This window comes from Afipia clevelandensis ATCC 49720, assembly GCF_000336555.1.
Lineage (GTDB): Bacteria > Pseudomonadota > Alphaproteobacteria > Rhizobiales > Xanthobacteraceae > Afipia > Afipia clevelandensis.
The window spans coordinates 2,467,259-2,478,863 of sequence record NZ_KB375281.1 but is presented as its reverse complement, the minus strand read 5'-3'; the positions used below and the strand labels follow the sequence as shown (position 1 = coordinate 2,478,863).

General features: G+C 64.3%; 9 protein-coding genes. 1 reads left to right on the top strand and 8 read right to left on the bottom strand.

Annotated features, from left to right (window positions below; all coding sequences use genetic code 11):
• Positions 1-29 precede the first annotated feature (29 nt).
• The 6 genes from HMPREF9696_RS11850 to HMPREF9696_RS11825 all read right to left on the bottom strand — a co-directional run bounded on the left by HMPREF9696_RS11850 (position 30) and on the right by HMPREF9696_RS11825 (position 8,440).
• Positions 30-1,403: a M16 family metallopeptidase gene (locus HMPREF9696_RS11850; protein WP_002713252.1), complete on the bottom strand. Its 1,374-nt coding sequence runs from the start codon at positions 1,401-1,403 to the stop codon at positions 30-32.
• Entirely contained in the window at positions 1,400-2,743 is a 1,344-nt protein-coding gene (locus tag HMPREF9696_RS11845; RefSeq protein ID WP_085946842.1) for a M16 family metallopeptidase, read from the bottom strand. The genes HMPREF9696_RS11850 and HMPREF9696_RS11845 overlap by 4 nt, the downstream gene beginning before the upstream one ends.
• 210 nt (positions 2,744-2,953) lie before the next feature.
• Positions 2,954-3,673: a hypothetical protein gene (locus HMPREF9696_RS11840; RefSeq protein WP_002713250.1), complete on the bottom strand. Its 720-nt coding sequence runs from the start codon at positions 3,671-3,673 to the stop codon at positions 2,954-2,956.
• A 103-nt stretch (positions 3,674-3,776) separates the two neighbouring features.
• Positions 3,777-4,277 (bottom strand): signal peptidase II, encoded by a 501-nt coding sequence (gene lspA, locus HMPREF9696_RS11835; protein ID WP_009734178.1) that lies wholly within the window; start codon positions 4,275-4,277, stop codon positions 3,777-3,779.
• Positions 4,274-7,285: an isoleucine--tRNA ligase gene (ileS, locus tag HMPREF9696_RS11830; RefSeq protein WP_002713248.1), complete on the bottom strand. Its 3,012-nt coding sequence runs from the start codon at positions 7,283-7,285 to the stop codon at positions 4,274-4,276. Before ileS ends, lspA begins: the two co-directional genes overlap by 4 nt.
• A gap of 180 nt (positions 7,286-7,465) precedes the next feature.
• Complete coding sequence (locus HMPREF9696_RS11825; protein WP_002713247.1) at positions 7,466-8,440, bottom strand: bifunctional riboflavin kinase/FAD synthetase; 975 nt, start codon at positions 8,438-8,440, stop codon at positions 7,466-7,468.
• Between the two features lie 243 nt (positions 8,441-8,683).
• Here HMPREF9696_RS11825 and HMPREF9696_RS11820 point away from each other — a divergent pair, with 243 nt between their 5' ends.
• Positions 8,684-9,079: a response regulator gene (locus tag HMPREF9696_RS11820; RefSeq protein ID WP_002713246.1), complete on the top strand. Its 396-nt coding sequence runs from the start codon at positions 8,684-8,686 to the stop codon at positions 9,077-9,079.
• 155 nt (positions 9,080-9,234) lie between these two features.
• On the opposite strand, the gene HMPREF9696_RS11815 is transcribed toward HMPREF9696_RS11820, so the two are convergent.
• Positions 9,235-10,110, bottom strand: coding sequence for a TIGR01459 family HAD-type hydrolase (locus HMPREF9696_RS11815; protein ID WP_002713245.1), 876 nt, complete (start codon positions 10,108-10,110; stop codon positions 9,235-9,237).
• A 32-nt stretch (positions 10,111-10,142) separates the two neighbouring features.
• Positions 10,143-11,585 (bottom strand): EAL domain-containing protein, encoded by a 1,443-nt coding sequence (locus HMPREF9696_RS11810; protein ID WP_002713244.1) that lies wholly within the window; start codon positions 11,583-11,585, stop codon positions 10,143-10,145.
• Positions 11,586-11,605: the final 20 nt, after the last annotated feature.

Here is an 11,605-nt window from a genome sequence, read left to right as displayed (position 1 = left end):
AGGGCGGCCCGCAGGACTTGTGCTGCGCGTCAGTTAGCCTTCGGCGCGGTGTGGGGAGGCGGCTCGGTCGCCGCCTGCGCGGCGCGCCCGACGCTGACACTGAGCAGGCCCTGGCCCCAGATGCGTTTGGCGACGCGCTTGGTGTCTTCCAGCGTCACCGCATCGACGATGGCGTTGCGCTTTTCGATATAGTCGATGCCGAGTTCGTCGATCTGGTACTGCAGCAGCGCGGTGGCGAATTTCGACGACGTATCCAGCGCCAGCATCTGCGATCCCTTGAGATAGGATTTCGCCTCGTCCAGTTCCTTCTGCGTCGGGCCTTCGCTGCCCATGCGCGCGATTTCGGCGCTGATGGTGTCGAGCGTTTCCTTCGCCTTGTCGGCGCGGGTCGCGGTGGCGCCGGCGAACAGCGACGACTTCTTCATCCAGATCAGCGATTCGGAGACCGAATAGACCAGCCCGCGCTTTTCGCGGACTTCCTTGTAAAGCCTCGTCGAGAGCGTGCCGCCGCCGAGAATGTGATTGACGATGTAGGCCGCCATGAAATCGGGATCGTTGCGCGCGATTCCCGGCCCGCCGAAATTCACCGAGGTCTGCGGGACATCGACAATGGCGGACGTATGCTTCGGCGGCTTGGCGGCCTCGACCATCGGCACCGGGACAAGCTCCGCCTTCGCGGGCAAGGCGCCGAACGCGGTGTCGAGCAGCTTGCCGAGGGCTTCCGGCGTGATGTCGCCGACCACGGCGATCTTCAGCGTGTCGCGGGCGATCACGCGCTTGGCGTAGTCCTTCAGATCGGCGGCCTGAATCGCCGGCAGGCTTTCCAGCGTGCCGTTCGGCGCGCGCGCATAGGGATGCGTGCCGTAGGCCTGCTCCCAGAACTTGCGGCCCGCGATCGAGACCGGATTGGTGCTTTCGCGGCGCGCATTGGACAGCATCTGCGCGCGGACGCGCTCCAGCGGTTCGCTGTCGAAACGCGGGGAGGTCAGCGCCAGCTTCAGCAGGCCGAAGGCCTCGTCGCTGTGTTCCTTCAGCATCCGCATCGAGCCGCGGAGATAATCGCGGGTCACCGAGAAGCTCATTTCGATGGCGCGGCGCTCGAGACGCTCGTGAAACGTCTTCGAGTCGAGATCGGCTGCGCCCTCATCCAGCATGTTGGCGGTGAGCGATCCGGTGCCGGGCTTCTCGGCCGGGTCCTGCGACGAGCCGCCGGTGAAGGCATATTCCATCGCCACCAGCGGCACGGTGGCGTCCTGAACGAACCAGGCCTCGATGCCGCCGGGCGACACCACGCGCTGCACCTTGGCGGCGGCGGACGCGGATGTGACGAAGGCGCCAAGCGACGTGGCGGCGGCGAGGAATGCCGCGGCGAGCGCGGGCAATTGACGGCGGGTGACAATCACGAGCGTTTCTCCTCGCGCTTCGCGCTGGCCGGAGCCGGCTCCTTGATGAGATAGCCGGTGGCGGACCGCTTCCTGTCGAGCCATGTCTGCGCAGCCTGACGGACCTGTTCGGCAGTCACCGCGCGGATGCGGTCCGGCCACGCCCTCACATCCTCGACACTGAGGCCGACAGTGATGGCCGCGCCATACCAGCGGGCGAGCGCGGTCTGGCTGTCCTGCGCATAAACTGCCTGCGCGATCATCTGGGTCTTGGTGCGTTCGAGGTCTTCCGCGGAGACAGGCGTTTGCGCCAGCTTCGCGATCACCTCGTCGATGGCCTGCTCGACCTGCGGGAATTCGACGCCGGGTTTGGGCGAAGCTGAAATGCCGAACTGGGTCGGGTCCACTCCCGTGCCCTGGTACCAGGCGCCCGCGCTGACCGCGAGCGGCTTGTCCACCACCAGCGCGCGATAGAGCAGCGAATTGCTGCCGGTGCCCATCAGTTGCGCCAGCACTTCAAGCGCGGCGCTCTGCTCCGGCGCGGCGGTGACCGACGACGGCACGAGATAGTAGCGGCGCACGCTGGGCTGCTCGACACGCGGATCGGCCAGCGTGACGGTGCGCGGACCCGCGGGCGTCGGCTCCTGCGGCCTGATCCGGCGCGGCGGAATCGAAGGCTGCGGCGGGATCTTGCCGTAGGCGGCTTCGACCATCGGGCGCACGTCCTCCACCGTGACGTCGCCTGCGAGAATCAGCGTGGCGTTATTCGGCGCATAGAAGCGCTTGTAGAACTCCAGCGCGTCCTCGCGGTTGAGTTTCTCGATTTCCTGATGCCATCCGATCACCGGACGGCCATAGGGATGGTTGAGATACAGCGCGGCCATGATCTGCTCGGTCAGCCGCGCATCCGGGCTGTTGCCGACCCGCATGTTGTATTCCTCGAGCACCACGTCGCGCTCCGGCAGCACGTTCTCGTCCTTGAGGATGAGGCCGGTCATGCGGTCGGCCTCGAAGGCCAGCATGGTTGCGAGTTTGTCGCGCGCCACGCGCTGGTAATAGGCGGTGTAATCGTAGGACGTGAAGGCGTTTTCGTTGCCTCCGATGCGGGACACGAGTTGCGAGAACTCTCCCGCCGGATGCGCCGCGGTGCCCTTGAACATCAGGTGTTCGAGAAAATGCGCGAGGCCGGATTTGCCCGGCGTCTCGTCGGCGGAGCCGACCTTGTACCAGATCATCTGCGTGACCACCGGCGTGCGGTGATCGGGGATGACCACCACGCGAAGGCCGTTGCCGAGGGTGAATGTCGCGGGCGCCGCCGCAGGTTGCGCGCACGCGCCATGGCTGAGGGCGGGCGCGAGCATAAGGCCGAGCGCCGCGACGGCTTGAAGGACGAGGGAGCGGGACTTTGTCATGATGTTTTACCGGATCGCAGATTTATCGCCCGGACAACACTCACATCCGCGAGAGGCGGCGCTGCGGGACTTGAGACAAGAGTGCCTTGAGAGCCGGCGCGTGAACACCGCACAGTCCCGCCCGGCGCGGTCATCGCGCGGACGCCACGATGGCGGCTATTAGTCCCAGCGCTTTTCGCACTTGCCGCTGGCGGAGTCGCAGACTTCCTTGGGAGCCTTCAACTGGCCGACGCCATAGGCATAATTCGGCGAAGGCGTCTGATAGCCGCTCGGGGGCTGGGTGAGTTCGGTCCGCTCGGGCTCCGAGGTGAATTTCTCGGTTTCCGTCTGTTTGCTGCCGAACGGATTGGTGAACAGGCCGCCGACATAGCCGAGCTGCGACGGCATCATCATGGTCGGCGCGTTGGAATTGTTGTTGCCGGGAGTCGATGTGTCCTTCGACCCTGAACCCTTCGGGCCGCGCTGCGCGAGTTCGCTCGGCATCAGCGGCATGCGTTCTTCTTCCGGAGTCTTGCGCTTCTGCTTGGCGCGCTCGCGGGCGGCCGCCCGCTCGGCGACATCCGGATCCTTCGGCCAGTTCGGCGCGAACTTCGGCTTTCCGGTCTCCGGCGGCGGCAGGTCGATCTTCGACGGGACAACCAGCGGAGAGCGTTCGCGATAGTCGATGGAGCCGTCCTCGAGCTTCTTGCCGCCGAGGCCGCTCATCAGGTTGTCCATCAGCTTTTCTTCAAACGTTTTGTTCTCGTCGGCGTCTTCATCCTGCGCATGAAGGGGACCTGAGCCGAACACCAGACCGGCGCCAAGCACGATGGCCGCGAACTTGAGCGCGCGCGTCACGCGCGGCGCGAAATGCAAACCTGAACCGATGCCGCCCGTCATTGCGTTCATCCCGATCCGTCGTTCAAACCGTTATCCGAGGGCGGCGGTGCCGCCGCAAGTCGTTCCGCCGCAAACGGAATTGCGGGTGCCTGCATATCCCCTTCTATCGGGGCGTTTTTGCGGCATCCGGAGTTACAAAGGAGTCATACAGGAGGGCCGCCACCCCGGCAACGATAGCCACGTCCGCAAGGTTAAACACGTACCAGTTGTAGGTTTTACCGCCGATTTCGAGGTGAAACAGGGCGAAATCGACCACAGCGCCATAGGCCAGCCGGTCGATGGCGTTGCCGATGGCCCCGCCGATAATCAGCCCGAGGCCGATCACCGCGAGGCGCGTGCCGGACCGGGCCATCCAGATGCCCAGGACGATCACGGCGGCGGCCTTGAAGGCCAGCAGGATGGTCTGTCCGACCGGGCCGGAATCCTGGAACCAGCCGTAGCTGATCCCGGTGTTCCAGGCGAGCACCAGATCGAAGAACGGCGTGATCCGCACCGTGCCGCGCGGACCGAGCTCGAACACGTTCAGCAGCCAGAGTTTTGACGCCTGATCCAGCACCAAGGCTGCGACGGCGGCGATCAATCCGGAGCGGAACAAGGGACTCACACGCCGGCTCCCAAGGCCTTCCATTCGCGCAGCGCCTGCGCATCGCGCGGGGACACATCCGGATAGTCCGGGTCCTCGCCAACCGTGGGCAGGATCTTCCACGACCGTGCGCATTTGGTGCCTACGGCCTTCTCGACCACCACGGCGACGCCCGGCACATCAGCGAGGGTGAAGGCACCGCTTGGGGCGTCCTCATCCGTGACCATGGCGTTGGAAGTGATGCAGACTTCGGCAAGGTCAATATCGAACAGCGTGGCGAAGATCGCCTTGTCGTAGACATAGACCAGCGGCGAGGCTTCCAGCGACGAGCCGATGCGCTTGGCGGCGCGCTCGACTTCCAGCGCGCCGGTGACGACACGGCGCACGTCGCGGATCGTCTCCCACTTCTTGGCCAGAGCCTCGTTGCGGAAGCGCTCCAGATCGTCGCGGAACGTGGTCAGATGCACCGACGGTTCGGCATCGGGGCGATAGAGCCGCCAGGCTTCGTCCGCGGTGAAGCTGATCGCGGGCGCGAGCCATTTCAGGATCGCGTCGCAGAGAATATCCACGGTGGTCAGCGCCGCCTTGCGGGCGAGCGACGATGGCGGATCGCAATACAGCGTGTCCTTGCGGATGTCGAAGTAGAACGCCGACAGTTCGGTGTTCATGAAATTCGCCAGCGTCGCAATCACCGTCTTGTAGTCGAAATTCGCGTAAGCCTCGCGCACCACCGCATCGACTTCGCTGAGGCGATGCAGCATCAGCCGTTCAAGCTCCGGCATCTCGCTGAAGGAGACGGCCTCGCTGCGCTTGAAGTGATGCAGCGTGCCGAGCATCCAGCGGATCGAGTTGCGCAGCTTGCGGTAGGTTTCGATGGTGTTCTTGAGGATTTCCGGGCCGATGCGCTGGTCGTCGGAATAATCGGTGGCGCAGACCCAAAGGCGCAGGATATCCGCGCCGGAGTCCTTGATGACCTTCTGCGGCTCGGTGGTGTTGCCGAGCGACTTCGACATCTTGCGGCCGTTCTCGTCCAGCGTGAAGCCGTGGGTCAGCACCACATCATAGGGCGCGCGGCCACGGGTGCCGCAGGACTCCAGCAGCGAGGAATGGAACCAGCCGCGATGCTGGTCGCTGCCTTCGAGATACATGACGGAGTCCTTGCCGCCGTCGATCTTGCGCTTGATTCCGGCAAGGCCGGGGAAATGCACCGGGTCTTCCAGCACGAAGGCATGGGTCGAGCCGGAGTCGAACCAGACGTCGAGAATGTCGTCGACCTTGGTCCAGTCCTCGTTGGCGCGCGTCCCGAGGAAGCGCTCGCGCGCGCCTTCGGCATACCATGCATCGGCGCCCTCAAGCTCGAACGCATCGGCGATCCGCTTGTTGATGGCTTCGTCCTGCAGGATTTCGGCGGAGCCGTCGCCGGTCTCCCGCACGAACACGGCGATCGGCACGCCCCAGGCGCGCTGGCGCGAGATCACCCAGTCCGGACGGCCTGCGATCATGCCGGTGATGCGGTTCTGGCCCTGCTCGGGAACCCAGCGCGTGACGCTGATCGCCTGCAGCGCGCGGGCGCGCAGCGTGTCGCCGTTCTTCGCCTTGCCGTCATCTGCGATGTCCTTGTCCATCGCGATGAACCATTGCGGCGTGTTGCGGAAGATCACCGGCTTCTTCGAGCGCCACGAATGCGGGTATTGATGCTTGAGGCGGCCGCGCGCGAGCAGCATGCCGCGCTCCACCAGCGCCTTGATGACGGCCTCGTTGGCGTCGCCCTTCTCGCCCTTGTCGGTGAGCACGCGCTTGCCGGTGAAGCCGGGGGCCTGGTCGGTCAGCGCGCCGTCAGCATCGACGGTGTAGGGGATGGTGGTCGAGATGCCGCGCGCTTCGAGCTCGCGTGCATTCGCGGTCCAGACATCGAAGTCCTCGCGGCCATGGCCCGGCGCGGTGTGCACGAAGCCGGTGCCGGTGTCGTCGGTGACATGATCGCCCGCTAGCAGCGGCACGGTGAATTCGTAGCCGCCGGCGAGGCCCTTCAGTGGATGCGAACACTCGATGGCGTCGAGAATGTCGGCGGAGACATCGCCAGCCTTCTCGTACGACGTGACGCGCGCCTGCTTGAACACATCTTCCGCGAGCTTGTCGGCAAGGATCAGAAGATCGCCGGTCTTGGCCCAGTTGTCGGCAGGCGCATCGGTGACCTTATAGAGGCCGTAAGAGACTTTCGGCGAGAAGCTGATGGCGCGGTTGCCGGGCAGCGTCCACGGCGTCGTGGTCCAGATCACGACCGACGCATGAGCCAGGCGGCCATGCGCGGCATTGACCGGAAACTTCACCCACACCGTGTCGGAGGTGTGATCCTCGTATTCGACTTCGGCTTCGGCGAGCGCGGTCTTCTCCACCACGCTCCACATCACCGGCTTGGAGCCGCGATAGAGCGTGCCGTTGGCGGCGAACTTCATGATCTCGCGCGCGATCTGCGCTTCCGCCGGGAAGCTCATGGTGGTGTAGGGATGATCCCAGTCGCCGACCACGCCGAGGCGCTTGAACTCCTCGCGCTGCACGTTGAGCCATTTGTCGGCATAGGCGCGGCATTCCTTGCGGAACGCGAGCATCGCCGCGGAGTCCTTCAGGTTCGGCTTCTGCTTGCCCTTGGAGCGGTAGTTCTCTTCCTCGATCTTCCACTCGATCGGCAGGCCGTGACAGTCCCAGCCCGGCACGTAGTTGGAATCGAAGCCGAGCATCTGCTGGCTGCGTGTCACCACGTCCTTCAGGATCTTGTTGAGCGCGTGGCCGATATGGATGTTGCCGTTGGCGTAGGGCGGGCCGTCATGCAGCACGAACTTGGCGCGTCCCTTCGCGCTCTCGCGCAGCTTGCCGTAGAGGCCGATCTCGTTCCAGCGCGCCAGGATTTCCGGCTCGCGCTGGGGGAGGCCCGCGCGCATCGGAAATTCCGTCTGCGGCAGATAGAGAGTGCTGGCGTAATCGTTGCCGTCGGCTTTGGCGGCGGCGGGCTTTTGAGGCTTGTCGGACATGAATGCTCTGGCTTGGCTCGAATGGCGCACTGGATGTGCGGCGAAGGACGTCGTTCCCGGTCTTGCGCCGAGCGGGTCGCTCAGACGGAAGCCGGGCCGCTAATGCCGGTTATGGTGCGCCGCGCCAACATGGGGCCTAGATAGCAGGCATGGGGGGCATCGGAAAGAGCCGTAAGCCCCTCAATCCGTGACAATTCCAAGGTTGGGAAACGCATCGGGCGCCGCCGCCAGCATGGCGCGGGCCTTCGCGCTGTCGTCGTCCATCTGGCGCACCAGCGCGTCGATGCCGTCGAACTTCAGTTCGTCGCGGATGAAGCCGATGAAGGCGACATCCGGCCTTTGGCCATAGAGGTCACCCTTGAAGTCGAACAGGAAGACTTCGAGCAGCGGCGCGCCGTTATCGAAGGTCGGGCGGCGGCCGAACGAGGCGACGCCGCCGATACGCCTGTCGCCGATTCCGGCCCGCACCGCGTAGATGCCGTGCCGCAGGCCGCAGGCTGGATCGAGCCGGATGTTCGCGGTCGGATAGCCAAGGTCGCGGCCACGCTTCTCGCCATGGATGACCTCGCCGGAGATGAACCAGGGATAACCCAGCAGCATGTTGGCTTCGCCGATCTGCCCCTGACCCAGCGCGTTACGGATCGCGGTGGAGGAGACGGCGCGTCCGTCGGCGTCGATATGGTTCTGGATATGCACCTCGATGCCGAGCTTCGGCCCTTCGGCGGCGAGCAGGGCAGGCGATCCGGTGCGGCCCTTGCCGAAATGAAAGTCGAAGCCGACCGAGATTCCGCTGACGCCGAGCCGTTCGATCAGATCGTGGTTAATGAAATCCTGTGCTGTCGTGCCGGCGCGCTTGGCATCGAAGGTCATGACCACGGCGCCATCGAGACCGGTCCCGGCCAGCAGCCGCAGCTTGTCGTTCAGCTCTGTCAGCTTGAACTGCGGCGTATTCGGACTGAAGAAGCTGCGCGGATGCGGCTCGAAGGTCACCGCATAAGCCGGCGCGCCGCGCTTGCGGGCCATGTCCACAGCGGCTGAAATCACGGCCCGATGGCCGAGATGGACGCCATCGAAGTTGCCGAGCGCCACCGCAGCGCCCCTGGTGATGGCGCTGGCGGGAGTGGTGTCGCGAATGACCGTAAACGGTGTCGTCATGAGGTCCGGCGGGAAGATATTAAAGACATTGAAAAATCCGGCCCGGACCTGACCTCGGAGCGGTATCCGAGTCAAGCCGCCGTGCGATCCATGTTTGCTGCAACTTGCAGGTATTCCGCGTTCGCCGGATTAACGGGCTGTTTAAGCGACCGATGCTAGGGTCCCCCCGACTGCGGTGTCAGAAGACCGCCGCAAGGCTAAATAACGCATGCCGGTTGCTGCGTTCGAGGGAGAAAATCAGCGATGGCCATGGATTTGTCGATGCCGGTTCTGGTTGTGGATGACTACAACACGATGATCCGCATTATCCGCAATCTGCTCAAGCAACTCGGTTTCGAGAATATCGACGACGCCAGCGATGGCTCTGCCGCCCTGAACAAGATGCGCGGCAAGAAGTATGGTCTCGTGATCTCCGACTGGAACATGGAGCCGATGACCGGCTACGATCTGCTCAAGGAAGTGCGCAGCGACCCGAACCTCGCGACGACGCCTTTCATCATGATCACGGCTGAATCGAAGACGGAAAACGTGATCGCCGCCAAGAAGGCCGGCGTGAACAACTACATCGTCAAGCCGTTCAATGCCGCGACGCTCAAGACCAAGATCGAGGCGGTGTTCCCGGACAACGTGCCGGCGTAAGCCGCCGTTACAGTTCGCAGAGTTTCAATGCCCGGCCTTCGCGCCGGGCATTTTGTTTTGATCGTCGTCATTGCGAGGAGCGCAGCGACGAAGCAATCCATGTTTTCTTTAAAGAGTAGATTGCTTCGCTTCGCTCGCAATGACGAAGCGGACGCCTACCAGGTCAAATCCTGCATCAGCGCGCGCGGCGGCTTGGTTTCGCCGAACACGCGCCGCACCGAGAATTCGTCGGCGATATCGAGCCCCTCGAACTCAACCGCATGGATGCCGCGGGTGAGGAACAGGCAATCCATCCCCATCCGGTTCGCGCCGGTGAGATCCGTGCGGACGGAATCGCCGATGGCGAGAACGCGATTGAGCGGCGTGGTCTTGCCGCGTTTCTCGGCAGCAAGTTCAAGCGCGCGGTCGTAGATCGGCCGGTGCGGCTTGCCGTAGAAGATCGTCTCGCCGCCGAGGCTGCGATAAAGCTCGGCGATAGCGCCTGCGCAGGTGATGAGGCGGTGGCCGCGCTCGACCACGATGTCCGGATTGGCGCAGATGAAGGTGAGATTACGCTTGCGCGCCTCCTCCATCATCTCGCGATAGTCTTCCTCGGTTTCGACCTCGTCGTTGAACGGGCCGGTGCAGATGATGGTGTCGGCCTTTTCCAGCGTGGTGAGTTTGACATCGAGCCCGCGCAGCATTGGATTGTCGCGCTCCGGGCCGATCATGAAAAATGACTGGCCGAGATGAGAGGCGACATAGGTGCGCGTCAGGTCGCCGGACGAAACGATGGCGTCATAGGTCTCGTCGGAAATTTCCATCTTGCGCAACTGGCGCTGTACGGAATCGGCGGGGCGCGGCGCGTTGGTGATCATGATCACCGTGCCGCCCTGTTCGCGGAAGGACTGCAGCGCCTGACAGGCTGGCAGGAATCCTTTCACACCGTCATGGATCACGCCCCAGACATCGCTGAGGATGACATCCACGTCTTTGGTGAGTTCGCGCAAATTTTTGGCGAAGCGCAAGGCGGTCACGTCAGGCGGAGTCATGAAATCGGATCACTTCTGTAGGGAGACTTCGGCTATTTCTGCGCGGAAGCCCGACGAGCAAGCGCGGCATTACCGGTCACGCGGGGAGCCTCGGCGCGCGGCTCGAACTTGACCTCGGGCTTTTCTTCTTTTCGGGCCGGGGCGTCAACCGTTGGCGCCGCCGGTTCCGATGGATTTCCTGCGCCCTCGGGCCGCAGCGGGCGCGGCGGCGCGAACAGGAAGCCTTGGCCGAAGCGGACATCGTAGTCGAGCAAGTCCACCACGGCGCGTTCGCCCTCGATCCGCTCGGCGACGAGGTCGATGCCGAAACGCCCGAGCAGGTCGGAGAGATCGGCGGCGTGGATGTCGGCGGACGACAGTTGCTTCTGGTCGAGCAGCATCGCCGCCGGAACCTTGATGAACTTCACGCCGCGATCGGCCAGTTCGCGCGGATCGAGCCGCAGGTCGGTGACGTTGTCGATGGAGAAGCCGTAACCGAGCCGCTGCAGCGTGGCGAGATGCTCGCTTTCAACCGGGCCAAGCTGGCGGAAGGTGGTCTGCTTGAATTCGAGCACCAGCGAAGGCGCAAGGATGCGGTTGGCTTCGAGGAAATCGAGGCACTGTCCGAATACCGACGGATTGCTGAGTGTCGCGCCCGACATGTTGCAGAACACGCCGACATCCTTGGAGCGCACCATCAGCCGCCGCAGCACCTGCACGCAACGCAGGATCACGGTGTGGTCGATCTGGCCCATCAGCCCGGCGGCCTCCGCGGTGCCGATAAAATCGGCCGCGGCCAGCAACTGGTCCTTGTCGTCGCGCAGCCGCGCCACGGCTTCATAGAACCGCACCTTGCGCTGGGGCAGGGTTACCATCGGCTGCAGGAACAGGTCGATGCGGTTGGCTTCGATGGCGTTGCGCACGGCGACCAGAAGCTGGGTGTTGGTGAGTGCGGCCGCCGCCGGCTGTTGCGGCGGCTCGGCGGCGGGTGCAGCGTCGGCGGTGAGATTGGCCGCGGGCGCAGACGATGCCTCCTGCGCGGCCATGGCGGCGGCTGGCGCCGCGGGCGGGGCCTGAACAGCGCTCGCCGTATTGGCAAGAAGATCGTCATGCGCCGCGACCGACGAGGCGAGGTGCTTGACCAGCGATCCGAGTTCGCTGATTTCGCCGGCCACCGTCTGCACCCGCTCCTGCCCGTTGGCGTCGTTCGCGGAGACCCGGGACTCGAGTGCGCTCATGCGGCGTCCGAATTCGGCGACCTGGCGGGCAAGGTCGGCGGTGCCGCGCGACAGGTCCGCGATCTGGCCGCCGACATCGGTGCGGTCACGCAGCCGCATCGACACGGCGTTGTAGAGGATCAGGAAGGTCAGCGCGGTCAGCGCGACGATGGCGGATTCGGAGACGGTCAGCCCCGCCAGCGAGTGAACCAGCAGGCCGAGGGAGGCTGCGATCAGCACCATGCAGATGGCGATGAAAATCGTCGAAATGCGGATCATGAAGTGTGCCCAGCCCCGAA